This window comes from Nioella sp. MMSF_3534, assembly GCF_030732985.1.
Classification (GTDB): domain Bacteria; phylum Pseudomonadota; class Alphaproteobacteria; order Rhodobacterales; family Rhodobacteraceae; genus Nioella.
The window spans coordinates 60,483-74,166 of the sequence record NZ_JASHJX010000008.1; the positions used below are offsets into that span (position 1 = coordinate 60,483).

Sequence of the window (13,684 nt, forward strand, 5' to 3'; positions counted from 1 at the left end):
GCTTTGATCACTGTTACCCGAACCGCCGCCCTCCTTCCGTGAACGTATACGCGTTGACGATGATCCCCTCCTCGATGGCCTCGTCCGAGGTCAGATGGTTGAATTCAGCCTCAAGCTGCCGGTAGAGCCAGCGGGCCAGATCGCGGAGCGCCTCGGTCACGATATCTTCCGCATCCTCCGTGGGCGGCTGCCACCTCGGGCTGTCGCGGGTGACGTCCACCGACATGGTGTATTCGTGGTAGTAGCGGCCCCGATGGCTGACCTCGGCGGCAAGCTGGTAGAAGTTCCGCCGCTGGATGGCCTGGAGCCGGTCGGCGACTGCGTGCAGCGTCGCGTCGGTCGGAGCGTAGTCCCGGATGCGCGTGGCCCCGCCCTTGGCGTGGGACCAGTAGCCCTCGAACGACGCCCCATCCCCCTGGCTCCAGAAGCCGGAGAACCAGATGCAGGGCTTGGCCCGCGTCCCGCCGCCCATCAGACGCACGGGCGTGGTCTTCAAGCGGATGCCGAGGATTTCGCAGACCCGCTCAAAATCCTCGTAGACCGCGTCCCACCAACCGTCATGGGGGCCAAACTCGCGATACCAGCTGCGCGCCTTGTCCTTGGCGGCCTCCGAGAGTTCGGGGAACTGGTAGACGGTGGTGCAGATGAGCTCAGGCATCGACGCCCTCCCCATTCAGCGCGGCGGCCAGCCATTCCTGGCTGCTGTTCCAGCCGAAGGATTTGCGTGCGCCGAGATCAATGACATGCGCGCCACCGCCGAAGGCGTCGAGGCGCGGCCGGGAGCAGGTCAGGGCATACTGGAACCCCCAGAGGCCGGTAAGGTCGAGGTCGTCTGCCAGGCGCAGCACGAAGCGGATGACCGCCTCGACATCGCCGTACTCGCCGTCATGGATCCAGAGGGCGCTGCCCTCGGGCGCGTCCTGGCGCGCGATGTCGAAGCCTGCGACCCCCGGGTCGTCGGCGTCTTGATCCGCAGCGCAGAGTTCCTGGAACAGCACGAGCGCGTGGGCTGCCTTGTCGGGGGTGCCAACGTCGAGCAGGCACGAGAAATGGGTGAAGTAATCCGCCATGGGGACCTCCTGAATGGGAAAAACCCGGCTGGGCGGCCAGGCGTTGTGTTGGAATGAAGGGGTGGTTGGGGGCGATCAGCCGGTGGGACTGTCGCCCGTCGCTTGTCGCGCGGCATGCGCGCAGAGCATTTGCCGGTAGAAGCGCTTGCGCGCAGCCCGGAAGCCGCGCACGGCGCGCGTGTCGGGGTGCAGCGCCCGGACCGCTGCCCGCAGGACGGCGAAGGGCGAAGCCGTCAAAGGAAGGCCGAGGCGCTGATAGGCCGGATCGGTCATCTCAGGCGACCTCGACCACGGACGAGGCGAGATGCGGATCGACCAGCGCCTCGATCCGCGCGGTCCGGCCCATCCACGGCTCGGGCCGGATCGCCTTCACCCAATCGGCGAAGCTCGGGATGAAGCCGAGGTCTTCCTTCACATGCTGTTCGCCGATCCAGCGGGTCGGGATGATGCGCCCGGTCGAGAGCGTGAGAATCTGCCCGAAGATCGTCTCGGCCATGAAGATGCCCTCGGCATGGTGGCGCAGCGCGCGGTGCCGAAAGTCCGCAGTTATGGATTTCGATGCGTCAAACCAAGCATGTAGGGCCAACGTATCCTCGACCGTGCCGCCCCATTTCTTTACCGAGGACAGGGCATGGTGGTAGGGATGTGCCATCGACACCCCCTCAGAATTCGTGGGTGTAGAGTTCGGACGACGTGAAGCGTTCGTTGAACTCGAGATGTATGCAGCGAGCCGCGGCGTCGAAGCAGAACTCGCCCCAGGCGCCATCGTTGTTCTCCCAACCGCCATGAGTGTCGGAGAGTAAGTCGTAGGCCAGCTGCTCAACGACATCTTCCAGCGAGAGCTGCCGCATCTCGACCTCGGGGTCGTCCCAGGTGAGCGCCGCATAGGCGATCTCGGTCGCGGGGAAATCGACGGGATTCTCGCCCGACCAAGCGCCGATGCTTTCGATCTGGCCGCTGTCGCCGGCCCCATCGAAGGTCACGGTGACATGGGTGATGCCGGCGGCTGTGAGGCCGTCAAACAGGCGATCCTTGTTGCCGGGGCGCAGCGCTTCGATCCGAGCGGCACGCGCGGCATGCGCCGCGAAGATCTGGCCCATATCGACGGTCGTGGGGGCCATCGGCGGCGCGAGGGTGGGTTCATTCAGGGTCATCGGATGTCTCCTGTAGGGGAAAGGGATCGGAGCCGGTCCGGGCGATCTCTCTCCCCCGGACAAGCTCCAAATCCCCCCTGCCCTTCTCTGCCTCTCGGGCCTCACGCAGCGACCTGCAGCGCCCGGGCGGCGAAGGCGCGCCAGAGCGGGTCGACGAGACGCCCGTCCAGAAGATCGGCGCGGTGGCGCAAATGAGCCGCCAGATCGGACTTGCCCCAGGCGGACGCGCGGCCCGCCTGCGCGCGCAGCTGGCTTGCCTCGGTCACGACGCCCCGCGCCTCGACCCCGCTCGTCACCGGGTGGCACCATGCGACGGCGCTGTCGCTAGCGGCCCCGGCCAGTACAAGGCGCTCGTCGCGATCGAGGATTGCCAGAAACTGGGGCGTGGCATCCGGGGCCATCCCCTCGGCATGGTCGATCGCGCCCCGCATGGCCTCCGCCAGCGTCGCGAAGCGAGCGAGGACCAACGGGGCGGCCCGGCCCGACATGAGTTCAGCCGGTGCGCGGCGCGACAGTGTCAGGGCGAAGGGATGATCGGGATCGGTGTCGCCCAAGGGAAAACGCGGCGGGATGCCCCGCGCGTAGACGGTCGGGTGGATGGGCACGTGCAGATCGAACATGGGGGGATCTCCGACGGCGCGGGAAGCCTCTCTCCCCGCTTCACCGTCAAAGACCGAACCGCCGCCCTCTTCCTCGAAGGGGCGACGGTGATGGGTCTGGCGGCAGCGTCAGAGCTTGCCGAGCGCCCGCAAGCTCAGCTCCGTTCCGGCCCCGACGATGATGTGGTCGTGCAGCGTCAAACCGAGATATTTGCACCCCTTCTGGATCTCCTTGGTCATGCTGAGATCGGCCTCCGACGGCGTCGGATCGCCCGATGGATGGTTGTGGATCAGGATCAGGGCACTGGCGTTCAGCATCAGCGCCCGCTTGATCACCTCGCGCGGATAGACCGAGACATGGTCAACCGTGCCGGTCGAGAGAAGCTCATCGGAGATGATGCGGTTCTTGCGATCGAGGTAGAGCACGTGGAAGCGCTCGATGGGCCCTCTGACGCTGAACGCGCAGTAGTCCATCAGCGCCTGCCAACTGCCGATGACCGGATTCTGGCTGAGGTATCGGCCAAGAATGTCGCGGGCTTCGAAGACGATGGTTTCTTCCTGGGGAGTCATGGGCGTCTCGCTGACTGGCATGCGCCGAGGCCCCCTACCCTTTCGGGGCGGGGCCAGTGGCGTGCTTGTTGAAGGGAAGTGCGCGACCGCCGCGAATGCATGCGGTCGCTGTGTCGAGGTCCGCGTCAGCCGACCCGGTCGAGGAGCCTCTTGGCGCGCCCTTCCATGTCGAGGCGGGCATCCTGCTGGGTCTTGTCGCGCGCAAGCCGCGTGATCCCCTGTACGAAATCGAAGATGCTCTCGGGCGGGCGGCCCTCTTCCATCAGCACCTTTTCGATAATCTTGCCGGATTCGGCCTTCGAGAAGCCGCGCTTCCTCAGGAAATCCGCACGATCCTCGTCGCTGCGCGCCACGATCTGTTGTCGCGCAGCCTTGATGCCGTTCACGAAGCCCTGCGGCGAGGAGTTGGCAAACCGCGTCAGCGCCGGGGCCGCCTCATGTGCAAAGCGGGAGGCCGCGTATTTCGAATGCCGAATCCGGATCTCCTGAAATTCCTCGACGCCCCAGAGGTTGCGGTTCTGGCACACGGCACGCAGGTAGAAGCTCGCCATGCCAAGCGTCTTTGCCCCCACCTCGGAGTTCCAGCAGTAGAAACCCCGGAAGTAGAGATCGGGCGAGCCATCCGGCAGCTTGCCCGCTTCGATCGGGTTGTGATCGTCGACAAGGAACAGGAAGACGTCGCGGTCCGAGGCATAGAGCGTGGTCGTGTCGCGGCTGATCTCGACATCGGGGTTGTAGACCCCGGTGGACCAATCCAGCACACCCGGCACCTTCCAGCGCGTATCGCCCGTGCCATTGCCCGCGATACGCTGCACTGCCTCGACCAGTTCATGGTCATGGATGCGGCCGTAGTCGGGACCGGTCACGGCGCGCAGTTCGGTCCGGCCATCCTCCGTCTCGAAGGTCTTCACCTGCTCGGCGCGGTGGTTGGTCAAACCGTATTGCAGGTTGATCCCCGCCAGCGGCGCGGGCAACTGCCGCAGGTAGGAGGCCGGCGCGCCGACAATGCTCGCAAGCTGGCCGAAGGCCCAGTGCGTGGGCGCGACCGGCTCATGCGCTTTCGGAAGAACCAAGTGCAGCCGCTCTGCACTGTCGCGCGCAGCCTCGACACGGATGTCGGCGGTTTGCACCACCCGGCTGCGGCTGCGCTCAGAGCGACCCTTCACATTGGCCCAGAGATCGTCGAGCGACAGGTACCGCTCGTCATCGGGCCGGTTAAACCATTCGGACGACACCCGCCCGTTCCGCTCGCCCCGGCTCACATCCACTTTCCAGCCACCGGCCCGCGCCGGCTGAACCGGATCCATAACTTCCACAACGCCCATCGGCTATCTCCCGCGACAGGCGCCGGGAGCCACTCTCCCAGCCCTCAACCCGTCACCGGGAAACCGGCACTCCTCTCACTCTCGGAGGCCGGCTCCGCCGCGTTAACTTCCGCGTCGATGTCAATGCACTATCGGGAAAACGCAATCGGGTCCAACATGCGGAGGAGCAAGTCTATTTGATCTTCTTGAGTTCCTGGATCTCACGGAGCGCGGCACGTTCAAACCGCCTGATCTGCTGAGTGATCTTTTCGTCATCGCCGAATGCGGAGGCGCTGCGCCGCCCATAGGAAGAAAAGTTGCGTACGATCCGAACACCTTCGTCGTCACGCACCTTCAGGTGGGTGAAACGGCGATACAGGCGTTTGGTGTGTGCCTTAGTCGATTTTCCAGATGCGATGTTTCTCTCCGCGATCTTGCGGGTTCGGCGCATCGCCCTTCGCATCTTTCGCCACTGCCGAGCGAGGGAGCTTTCTCGAATGGCTGGCCCCTCTTCGTGGAGCGAGAAGCCTAGGTATTGTGCTGCTTTTCCCGCTACGACGCCCGTACCCGTGAACTCGGTCCTTTCGGTCTTGTGGGGAGAGATATCCAGCTTCTCTGCCTTGATGAGATCCATGGTTTTGGCTTCGGCTGCTGCGGCGTGAGCAGGGGCGCAGATCACCAAGATGTCGTCCGAATAGCGGCGATACAAAGCACCGATGCTGTCGCAGAAAGCGTGCGCTGCCGCGTCGAAATCAATCATGTACAGGTTCGAAGCTGCTGCGCTGATGGGGGTGCCCTGAGGGATGCCTCGCCGATGCCCCTTTGCCAGTTCGGGGTTGGGGTGAAACTTGATGCCATTGGCCTTGAGCTCTTCGACACTGGCGATCCGGTCGCGGCTTTTCTCCTTGAGCCGGGAGGAGAACGTGGCGTTCGCCTTAAGCTCTTCCATATCAACATAGTGGAACGCGGTGATCGCCCGAAACACGCGCATCCAGTGTTCGGGCAGCGAGGTTACGCCCAGCACTGCCTTTAGGCGGCGTTTCAGGAGCGTGTGGTCAAGGTTGTCGAAGAAGCTGCTGACGTCGAACGCCAGTATCGTGACGGGGGCATGGGTCTTGGCAAACGCAAGCACTTCCGCCGAGAAATCGTAGTTACTACGCCCGAGTGCACGATAGGCCAAAACGCTATCGGAGAGGCCCGCGGCGTTATAATGGGCGTCCAGCAACTTATTCATCTCGCTGGCGTGGAACGAAAGTATACAGGCGTCCCGGTGCGATGCGTATTTGATCGGGCGGTCCTTCGAAGTGATCGTCCGCTTCCCTGTCTTCGGGCACTTCTTGTAGCGTTTCTCGGATTTCGTGTAGTGCAGGAGTGGGAGGAAGGAGTGCTTGAGCACGAAGTCCGGGTCCATTGCCTTGCCAGCGAACTTCTCGCCAACGGGAAGATCGAAATGGCGGTAGCCTCTAGACTTAAACCAATCGAGCGGCATTCAGCCTCCTTGTCGCAGAGTTCGGAGGACTGGCCCTGACCCTGGGCTCCGGTTTGTTAGGCCGGGCGTCCCCCGAACGCACGCCACCTTCTGTCAGCGTATACGTTCAGCGTCTCACTTCCGAACGCCTCGCAGACACGGGTCTCGAAACGCGAGGTGGTATAATGTAACCGTGGAGGTCCGAGCTATGCTCAGTGTCTCATTCAGTCTGGCTCTGGTCGCGGCGATGCTGTTCGGCATCGTGCTGCCAGGTCACCATAAAGAAGTTGACAAGTTCAACGGCCAAACCCGTGGGCCATTTCCCGCGGGCAATAACGATTTGGTGAGCGAGTGTCGGCAATTCAAGGTTGCGAAAAAACAATTTTGCCAATCAGCGTTGGTGTCAGCAGTTGGAAAACCCGGCAAGCTTCCCCGCCGGGCCCGAGGGGGAGACCCCGTTCCTCAGAACGGGATCTCATCGTCGCGGTCGACCAGCTCGGGGTTTTCGTTCTTGGTCGACTTCGGGCGGCTCAGGAAGTCGACCTTTTCGGCGATGATCTCGCAGCCGTAGCGGTCGTTCCCCATGCTATCGATCCACTTGGTGTAGTGGATGCGGCCGTGGACGAGGACCTTCATGCCCTTTTCGCAATGCTCAGCGACCGTCTTGCCGAGACCGTTGAAGCAGGTGATGCGGTGCCATTCGGTGTCCATGACCCGGTAGCCGTTCTCGTCGCGCATCACACGGCCTTCCGAGAGGCGGGGACGCGAGGTGGCGAGGCTGAAGTTGGTGATCTTGGTGCCGCTCTGGGTGGTGCGGACTTCGGGGGTCTGACCGATGTTGCCGGCGAGGATGACGATGTTCTGCATGATAAGCTCCTGTGTTTCCTGTCTTCGGGACCGTCCCTTCGACAAGACCCTGAAAAAGCCCGTCGGGTGACGCGTGCACGGTGGACAGCATGGACACCGGACACCCCCAGAGGACCGGGGTGGAGCGGGCAGGCCGCCAAAGGCGGCCAACACGGCCCGGACTGACGCGGGGTTGCGCGCAGGAGACCGAACGGGATTAGGGGATTGCCAGTCGAAGGGATGGCCCAGGAGACAGAGAGATGCGGGGAGCCCATGCCAGACCATGTCCGCTTGCCAATCGGGACTGTTTGACCCAAAGCCCAGCACCCCACCAGCGGCGCAACTGTCGATCACGGGCTCTTGCCCCCTGCCCTTCCCTACTTGGAAATGAATGGCCTTGCCGCGACGGGCTATCGATACCGGAATACTCAGGACACGAACCGCACCCAATAACTTATTGCGATCTCGGGACGTTGTCGCTCAACGCGTACAGAAAATGCAGAAGGAAGTCGCCGGGGCATTCTCCACGGTCTTGGATTGGCAGATGGCCAAAGGTTGCACCAAGGCGGAAGCCATCGCCACGGTATGGACCACTTCCTGGCCGAACTGATCGGGGGGAATGGAAACCGCATGTGTGCCGGTATCGTCGGATTTCCGGCGCCCTGAGCTTTTGGCGCCGACCTAGCCCGGTCACTACGGCTGTTCGTCGATGTGGCGGCGATAGATTGACGGCCGTCGACATGACCGCGCGGAAAACTCCGGGTTCAGTCTGGGTTGGACGGATCAACTGCGTCCAACTCGAAAATCGTTGCCTCGGGTTTTGGTCCCATCACACGCGTTGGCAGATTAGGCGCAGGCAATTGCCCTCTGTGGTGCCCCTTCACCAACACAACCTTACCGCTGCGATAGCGACGCTCATGTTCGCTCACCCAATGGCGAACAGGGCCGCTTCGCCCGTCCTGGACCTCACGCTCGAACTCAAGGCGAGCCTGCCGCTCCTGCATGTGAGCCGCGGCCTGCGGACCAATGCGGATTGTAAAATGGGATTTCTGCGCGCCTAGAACCCAGGACTTCCCGAACTTTCGAGCAGTCTTTGCATCCTTGGCTGTGAACGTCTCGTTTTCCGTGGGAATGATGCCACCCAAGTCCTGGGAAACCAGCATCGCAAAGAGCGCGTAGGGGATGAAAAGATCGTAACCTGTTTCAACTTGGTGCACCGTGCGCCGACCGTTGAGCATTTCCTTCGTATCACCGCTCCGCACACGAAAATCGACCATGGAACGGCTCAATTCGACTTCGACGTTGTCGTAGTTCAAATCGCCTGTCGGAGTTCGCTTCACAAGCAAAGCGCAGATTGGGTCGACGACCCGCGAATTCTCGCGGCGATGGAACATCGTGATGCGCAAGTGACCCTTGTTTCGATCATCGATGAGATAGCCGCGTAGACCAGTGCCTATGGGTTTGTCGTCATGTCTCGTTACAGGTGAAGCCCGTTCAAAGCGCGCGACACCCAGCTCTCGATCATCAAATTCGACCCAAACAACGTCGGCGGGGAGCTTTACCTCACCCAGAATGGCCATTGCGGGAAGACCGGTTTCCGAAGCCTGCTTGGCGACTGCGTCATGAAGCGTATCGGCATAGGCTGCAGCCATATGGTCGAGCAGGTACACTTTCGCCTGCTGCAGGGCATCGAGCGCATACTCGCGAAAAAGCCTCAGATCCTCGGACGGCGTAAAGTGCCAAACCAGGTCGTCAGCAGGAGCCGATTTACCCGCAAGCGATGAACCGTATAAAGAAATCAATGATTTGTAGAGCATGCGACGTAACCTGAACCAAATACAACGCAGTTTCCGACGAACCCTGACGATGTTCAAGCTGCATTCATTGCACTGCAATTGACCGCTGATGTCTGGGCAAAGCCAGATTGGCTGACGCTCGAGCATGATCTCTTAATGCAAAGGCATGCCGACCATTGTCGGCTCATTTTGCCGGTCGGCCGAAACGGTGGACAGGCGAAAGGCCCGGATCGGTGCCTTGCTCCGAACCCGAGCCGTCTTCGACCCCGTGGGTTTCACGCCCACGGATCGATCTCACCCACCACCTGAACTTCGTCGCCGTCGATTTCATCGGCGGGGACGGCGCCATAGGTTCCATCACCGGCCTGGAAGACGACGATCGAGACCATGAGCGTGGCGGCGAGAGAGGCGGCGAAGGCGTGAGCATCTTTGCGGGACATCTGTTTGGCTCCTGTCTTGGAGGCGGAGGACCATCCCCCGCGCGACAGGACCCCGCAGGCCCGAAGACTGGCTGACATCACCGGGTGCGTTCGGCTCGTCCGAATCCACCCGGCGGCACGGGCTCGCCCGTAGTCCGACCCCTCGCGGGTTGATCTCGAAGACGGGATTCGGGGCAAGGAAGGGAATGGCGAGCGGGGGATGGTGCGACCGCTGACTGGAGCCGTATGTTCCGCTGATGCTATCGCTGCCAGCCTCCCGGGCAGGCTTTTCAATGAATACGTCATTCCGTGTTGGATTGGATCCTATGGTGCCCCGCGATTTCGCGGGAAAGGGTCGTGATGGGTGAGAGGCCCGCGCTTTGGCGGGCCCCTTGGGTTCTACATGGGTTCAGGCGGCAAGCTCCGCGCCCCCTGCCCTATCGCCATCCTCGCTGCCGACGATCTCCAGCCGCGCGTTGCGATAGCCTTCTTTGGCGATCCAGAGTTCGGCAGCCGTGACAGACTCGGCCAGGTGGAGCAGCTCCGTGCAACCGCCGAAATCCAGCAGAACACGCACCTGCCCGGGCTGTGGTTCCTCAGCGACATCGAAGGTCAAGGCGCTGTCAGCCGAATGCGTTCGCATGATCGTCACGAGAATGACCCCGTCCGAAGAGAAATTCCCCTCGTGCAGCGTGAACGACGCCGGCGCAGTCCAGGTCGGATAGGGTCGCGGTGGCTCCTTCTTGACAAGACGGCCAACGCCGTTCGAGCGCTCCCAGGCCGCGAGCTTCTTTGTGAACCGCGCGGGCGGTTTCGGACTGTTGTCGGTGTAGCGAATGAGCGCCCCCAGGGGCGCGGTGTCGAGAATGGTCGTTGCAGACATGATTCCTCATCCTGAATGCGCGATTTCGCATTCATCTTATTGATATTGTTATATTTTATTTAATTGAGGGCGGGTTTCCCCGCCCTCGGATGGCGCGGATCACTCCGCAGCCATCATCGATGCATCATCACCCGGCAGGTCAGCGGTGAGGAAGGCGGGAAGGTCGACATCCTCGGCCTGGCCGGCGTCGGAAACGGGTTCAGACGCCCCCTGCCCTTCCGCACCGTCGAGTGCTACCAAGTCGTGACGGCGAAGAACCTCCGGCAACCAGCCGCTACCTTTCAGCAGACGCTCGGCTTCGGTCGCCATCTCGCCCTTCTTCAAGTGATCGAGGAGTTGCGCCGTCCCCTCCCCCTTTGCCTCGCACACGGCCTCGAGGATCCGTGCCTTGGGCACGCGGTTCAGGTAGGTATCGGCCGTCGGCTCCCAACCCGCCTCGACCATGTCGAGTTCGACCGCCTGTGCGACCAAGTCGGACTGGGTCATCCGCTTGGTCAAGCCGCTGGCGGAGATACCGGTACCATAGGGGTTCACCTTCTCATGGAGCGCGTTGATCCCGAAGCTGAGGCAATGCGCGAGCAGCGAAAGCCGGCTCCCTTGATCGAGGGAAGCCAGGTAATCCCAGAGAGCGGCATCGTCGCCGAGCGGCAGGTCGGCCTCCCACTCCGCATGACGATCGTCAACCAGCTTGGCCACCACGCTGTCCTTCAGATCGCTCGCCTGCGCCGACATATAGACGTGACGCACCGAGGCCTCGAGGCAGCTGCCGGCCGAACTGGACGTCCGGAAGGTGTCATTGACGAGCTTCAGGAGCAGCAGCGTCAACGCGACGTCAGGTGAGCGCCCGACAGCTTCCCGCAGTGCCAGTGTCCGGTGCGCCGTCAACTCCATGACCAGCCGCTCAGGCAAGGGCTTCACGGCTCTGTCGTCCTCGTCGTCGGGGACGTTGGCGCCAAGCGCCTGACCAGCAGAGGTGATCACCGTGCCATGGCCGACACCATCCGCGCTGCTCGCCGCTGAAAGCTCAGCGCCCTGCCCGTCTGCCGCCTGTTCACCGCTGTGGACGTCGGCATCTTCCCGAAGCTCATCCTCGGGCCGCACGAAGCCGCGATAGACGGTAAGCTCGCCATAGCGATCAAGCGTCACGAAAGCCCCTGCCCGCGCTATCTCCTCACCGTCGAAGATCAGCGGCCGGGCCTCGAGCTTCTCCATCGAGACTTCCAATTCGCCAAGACGCGCGTCGGCTTCTTCGGGGAACTCATCCTGGCCCTCGTATTCCTCTTCGAGCGCCCGGTACTCGGCAAGCAGCTTAGCATGGGCCGCGCCTTCGTCATCCGTCATCGGCGCCGGATCTCCGCTCAGCCGCCGCAAACCGTGGCTGTAGCCATAGGGCAGGTCGAGCGAGACCTCGATCCATTTCCAACCTTCGGTCGCGATCGCTTCGGCTTCAGCCTGAAGCTTCTCGCTGACCAGACGATCGAGAAGGGCAGGGTCTTCCAGCCAGCCGCCGTCATCGCCTTGGAAGAGGTCATGCAACATGGTGCCACCAGCAGCCTCATAGGCCTCGACGCCGACAAAAACGGCACGAAGATCGGAGGCCCGCACCGAAGTTTCCGTCAGCATGCGTCGGATCTGATAAGGCTCCTTGTTCCAGGACGACTTGATCGCATCCCAGACTTGGATCTGGCGCTCATGATCCGGATTGACCGTGAAGGCCATCAGCTGCTCCAGCGTCATTTCGTCCTCGGCGTAGAGCTCGAGCAGGGCAGGGGCCACGGCGGCGAGTTTCAGGCGTTGTTTGACCACCTGCGACGTGACGAAGAAGGCGGCCGCGATCTCTTCATCGCCTTGACCCTTCTCCCGCAGCGCAACGAATGCGCGGAACTGATCGAGCGGGTGCAGGGCAGCGCGCTGCATGTTCTCAGCGAGCGAGTCATCCTCAGCGAGGATCGCGGACGTGGCATCCCGCACGATGCAGGGAATGGGTGTCGTCTTGGCCAGGCGCTTCTGCTTCACCAGCAGCGACAGAGCCTGAAAGCGTCGGCCGCCAGCGGGGATTTCGAACTTGCCGGTCTCGGACCCATCGTCCGCCAGAACGGGCCGGACGCTCAGGCTCTGCAGCATCCCGCGGCGGGCGATGTCTTCGGCCAGTTCCTCGACCGAGATGCCGGCCTTGATGCGCCGGACGTTGGACTGGCTTAGCACGAGCTTGTCGAAGGGAATGTCCCGGGACGGGGACAGGGTGACTTTCTGGGCAGATTTCGCCATCAGATCTTCTCCACGACGGGCGCCGGAAGCCACTCTCCCGATCTCACTTCCCGTCAACCCTCAAACCAACAAACCTTTCCCTCTCCCGACCGTCCTAGAGTTTCGCAGTGAACCACCGGATGGGCAGCTGGACTGTGATCAACGGGAAAGCAGGCATCATATTTTCGACCATCACCGATCTGAATCGAAACCGTTGTATGGATTCCAATTCGTCGTTGGACCAGTCTTGCAGACCGTGGGACAATCCTGGCCATGACCGGTCGGCTGCCTCTGCCTATTTACATGACCCGCCAGGATCCATCACGGAATATGGCGCGGTTCTACGTTGTCTCCCTCGCACCCACATTGTTCGGGGAGGTGTCTCTGGTCCGAAATTGGGGACGGATCGGATCAAGAGGTCAAATGATGGTGGAAACCTTCCCAACCGCCGACGCAGCACTCGAGGCTTCTGACCGATTGGCGCGCGTCAAGCGGCGCAAAGGGTATCACTCCCCCTGCCCTACTGGTCAGGTCCCGGCCGCCACGATCTGAACTTCGTGGATCGTCCTGTCCTCTGCCGTCAACGCCGCCAGAAGTCTGGTCACGAAATGAGTTCGGACATAGCTTGCGTGAAAGCGCGACGGTGCTAGAAGAGTGAAAGTCCCGCTTTCGGCCTCAAGTGGCTTTAACGGGGCGAACCAGGCGCTATAAATCGCCGGATCCTGCGCCTGCAGCCGATTTGCGGCACCGGCCCAGCCTGTGCCGTCCTCGGGCGGCGGCGAATAATCCCGACGTAGCGGCACGACATTTGTTTCAGAAGGTGCTTCGGGTGTGGGCGCGTCGGTCATTCGGGCCACGAAGTCAGGGCCTATGGCTTCCCAGTGCGGCATCGTCGCGCGCAGCACCGTGGCAAGATCGATCCTGTACTGCGCAACCCTGCCACGCGCCGCTGGAATCGTGACGACGATCCAGCCGAGGCCGCGCATATGAGCCATCTCGCGCTTGGCCGTGCGTTCGGTCACGCCCCACATTCTGGCCATCTCCTTCTGGCCCACGGCAAAGAAACCGCTGCGCCAATTGAACCTGGCGGTGATCAGCAGTGAGAGGCGGAGAGCCAGTCGGGCCTCGACAGCGTCGCCACGGCTGGCAGTGACCAAAAGTGCACTGATGATATCATACTTGAGTGCCGCGGCACCGGGTCCAGTGATCTGTTTAGAAAGGGCGGGAAACCCCGCTTGTCTCTGTGTCACGCCGCGCTCCTGCCCCGGTGTCGTGCGATATCTGCCTCTGGGAAAGCTATGCCCCATCTGGTGTGAGGCTATTCTCAG

General features: G+C 62.3%; 16 protein-coding genes. 1 reads left to right on the forward strand and 15 read right to left on the reverse strand.

Translation table 11 applies throughout. The annotated features are described in order from the left end of the window. Nucleotides 1-13: 13 nt before the first annotated feature. From RBB16_RS05195 to RBB16_RS05260, 14 genes are all read right to left on the reverse strand, one after another. Nucleotides 14-658, reverse strand: a complete 645-nt coding sequence (locus RBB16_RS05195; protein ID WP_306045150.1) for an antitoxin of toxin-antitoxin stability system — start codon at nucleotides 656-658, stop codon at nucleotides 14-16. Continuing rightward, nucleotides 651-1,070, reverse strand: coding sequence for a hypothetical protein (locus tag RBB16_RS05200; protein WP_306045151.1), 420 nt, complete (start codon nucleotides 1,068-1,070; stop codon nucleotides 651-653). The genes RBB16_RS05195 and RBB16_RS05200 overlap by 8 nt, the downstream gene beginning before the upstream one ends. A 75-nt stretch (nucleotides 1,071-1,145) precedes the next feature. Continuing rightward, the gene (locus tag RBB16_RS05205; protein WP_306045152.1) at nucleotides 1,146-1,343 is read right to left on the reverse strand and encodes a hypothetical protein; all 198 of its coding nucleotides are present in this window, start codon (nucleotides 1,341-1,343) and stop codon (nucleotides 1,146-1,148) included. A 1-nt stretch (nucleotide 1,344) separates the two neighbouring features. Continuing rightward, nucleotides 1,345-1,722: a hypothetical protein gene (locus tag RBB16_RS05210; protein ID WP_306045153.1), complete on the reverse strand. Its 378-nt coding sequence runs from the start codon at nucleotides 1,720-1,722 to the stop codon at nucleotides 1,345-1,347. A gap of 10 nt (nucleotides 1,723-1,732) precedes the next feature. Further along, the gene (locus RBB16_RS05215; RefSeq protein WP_306045154.1) at nucleotides 1,733-2,224 is read right to left on the reverse strand and encodes a DUF6878 family protein; all 492 of its coding nucleotides are present in this window, start codon (nucleotides 2,222-2,224) and stop codon (nucleotides 1,733-1,735) included. Nucleotides 2,225-2,325: 101 nt separating this feature from the next. Next, nucleotides 2,326-2,844, reverse strand: coding sequence for a DNA repair protein RadC (locus RBB16_RS05220; protein ID WP_306045155.1), 519 nt, complete (start codon nucleotides 2,842-2,844; stop codon nucleotides 2,326-2,328). 108 nt (nucleotides 2,845-2,952) lie between these two features. Further along, nucleotides 2,953-3,393, reverse strand: coding sequence for a DNA repair protein RadC (locus tag RBB16_RS05225; protein WP_306045156.1), 441 nt, complete (start codon nucleotides 3,391-3,393; stop codon nucleotides 2,953-2,955). A 125-nt stretch (nucleotides 3,394-3,518) separates the two neighbouring features. After that, nucleotides 3,519-4,718: a DUF932 domain-containing protein gene (locus RBB16_RS05230; RefSeq protein ID WP_306045157.1), complete on the reverse strand. Its 1,200-nt coding sequence runs from the start codon at nucleotides 4,716-4,718 to the stop codon at nucleotides 3,519-3,521. 172 nt (nucleotides 4,719-4,890) lie between these two features. Then, nucleotides 4,891-6,186: a reverse transcriptase domain-containing protein gene (locus RBB16_RS05235; RefSeq protein ID WP_306045158.1), complete on the reverse strand. Its 1,296-nt coding sequence runs from the start codon at nucleotides 6,184-6,186 to the stop codon at nucleotides 4,891-4,893. A 441-nt stretch (nucleotides 6,187-6,627) separates the two neighbouring features. Next, nucleotides 6,628-7,032 (reverse strand): single-stranded DNA-binding protein, encoded by a 405-nt coding sequence (locus RBB16_RS05240; RefSeq protein ID WP_306045159.1) that lies wholly within the window; start codon nucleotides 7,030-7,032, stop codon nucleotides 6,628-6,630. 743 nt (nucleotides 7,033-7,775) lie between these two features. Beyond that, nucleotides 7,776-8,828 carry a hypothetical protein gene (locus RBB16_RS05245; RefSeq protein WP_306045160.1) on the reverse strand — a complete coding sequence of 351 codons (1,053 nt, stop codon included), beginning with the start codon at nucleotides 8,826-8,828 and terminating at the stop codon, nucleotides 7,776-7,778. Between the two features lie 254 nt (nucleotides 8,829-9,082). Then, nucleotides 9,083-9,247, reverse strand: coding sequence for a hypothetical protein (locus tag RBB16_RS05250; protein ID WP_010138195.1), 165 nt, complete (start codon nucleotides 9,245-9,247; stop codon nucleotides 9,083-9,085). A 388-nt stretch (nucleotides 9,248-9,635) separates the two neighbouring features. After that, on the reverse strand, nucleotides 9,636-10,109 hold the full coding sequence (locus tag RBB16_RS05255; RefSeq protein WP_306045161.1) for a hypothetical protein: 474 nt from the start codon (nucleotides 10,107-10,109) through the stop codon (nucleotides 9,636-9,638). A 99-nt stretch (nucleotides 10,110-10,208) separates the two neighbouring features. After that, the gene (locus RBB16_RS05260) at nucleotides 10,209-12,377 is read right to left on the reverse strand and encodes a ParB/RepB/Spo0J family partition protein (protein ID WP_306045163.1); all 2,169 of its coding nucleotides are present in this window, start codon (nucleotides 12,375-12,377) and stop codon (nucleotides 10,209-10,211) included. 282 nt (nucleotides 12,378-12,659) lie between these two features. Here RBB16_RS05260 and RBB16_RS05265 point away from each other — a divergent pair, with 282 nt between their 5' ends. After that, nucleotides 12,660-12,908: a WGR domain-containing protein gene (locus tag RBB16_RS05265; RefSeq protein WP_371931216.1), complete on the forward strand. Its 249-nt coding sequence runs from the start codon at nucleotides 12,660-12,662 to the stop codon at nucleotides 12,906-12,908. Here the strand turns inward: RBB16_RS05265 and RBB16_RS05270 are convergent. Continuing rightward, nucleotides 12,884-13,606: a DnaA N-terminal domain-containing protein gene (locus RBB16_RS05270; protein ID WP_306045165.1), complete on the reverse strand. Its 723-nt coding sequence runs from the start codon at nucleotides 13,604-13,606 to the stop codon at nucleotides 12,884-12,886. The two genes, RBB16_RS05265 and RBB16_RS05270, sit on opposite strands and share 25 nt — an antisense overlap. Nucleotides 13,607-13,684 lie beyond the last annotated feature (78 nt).

What these genes read in the sequence shown, in the direction of transcription:
- RBB16_RS05195 (WP_306045150.1), bottom strand. Translation starts at nt 658, where the DNA reads ATGCCTGAGCTCATCTGCACCACCGTCTACCAGTTCCCCGAACTCTCG.
- RBB16_RS05200 (WP_306045151.1), bottom strand. Translation starts at nt 1,070, where the DNA reads ATGGCGGATTACTTCACCCATTTCTCGTGCCTGCTCGACGTTGGCACC.
- RBB16_RS05205 (WP_306045152.1), bottom strand. Translation starts at nt 1,343, where the DNA reads ATGACCGATCCGGCCTATCAGCGCCTCGGCCTTCCTTTGACGGCTTCG.
- RBB16_RS05210 (WP_306045153.1), bottom strand. Translation starts at nt 1,722, where the DNA reads ATGGCACATCCCTACCACCATGCCCTGTCCTCGGTAAAGAAATGGGGC.
- RBB16_RS05215 (WP_306045154.1), bottom strand. Translation starts at nt 2,224, where the DNA reads ATGACCCTGAATGAACCCACCCTCGCGCCGCCGATGGCCCCCACGACC.
- RBB16_RS05220 (WP_306045155.1), bottom strand. Translation starts at nt 2,844, where the DNA reads ATGTTCGATCTGCACGTGCCCATCCACCCGACCGTCTACGCGCGGGGC.
- RBB16_RS05225 (WP_306045156.1), bottom strand. Translation starts at nt 3,393, where the DNA reads ATGACTCCCCAGGAAGAAACCATCGTCTTCGAAGCCCGCGACATTCTT.
- RBB16_RS05230 (WP_306045157.1), bottom strand. Translation starts at nt 4,718, where the DNA reads ATGGGCGTTGTGGAAGTTATGGATCCGGTTCAGCCGGCGCGGGCCGGT.
- RBB16_RS05235 (WP_306045158.1), bottom strand. Translation starts at nt 6,186, where the DNA reads ATGCCGCTCGATTGGTTTAAGTCTAGAGGCTACCGCCATTTCGATCTT.
- RBB16_RS05240 (WP_306045159.1), bottom strand. Translation starts at nt 7,032, where the DNA reads ATGCAGAACATCGTCATCCTCGCCGGCAACATCGGTCAGACCCCCGAA.
- RBB16_RS05245 (WP_306045160.1), bottom strand. Translation starts at nt 8,828, where the DNA reads ATGCTCTACAAATCATTGATTTCTTTATACGGTTCATCGCTTGCGGGT.
- RBB16_RS05250 (WP_010138195.1), bottom strand. Translation starts at nt 9,247, where the DNA reads ATGTCCCGCAAAGATGCTCACGCCTTCGCCGCCTCTCTCGCCGCCACG.
- RBB16_RS05255 (WP_306045161.1), bottom strand. Translation starts at nt 10,109, where the DNA reads ATGTCTGCAACGACCATTCTCGACACCGCGCCCCTGGGGGCGCTCATT.
- RBB16_RS05260 (WP_306045163.1), bottom strand. Translation starts at nt 12,377, where the DNA reads ATGGCGAAATCTGCCCAGAAAGTCACCCTGTCCCCGTCCCGGGACATT.
- RBB16_RS05265 (WP_371931216.1), top strand. Translation starts at nt 12,660, where the DNA reads ATGACCCGCCAGGATCCATCACGGAATATGGCGCGGTTCTACGTTGTC.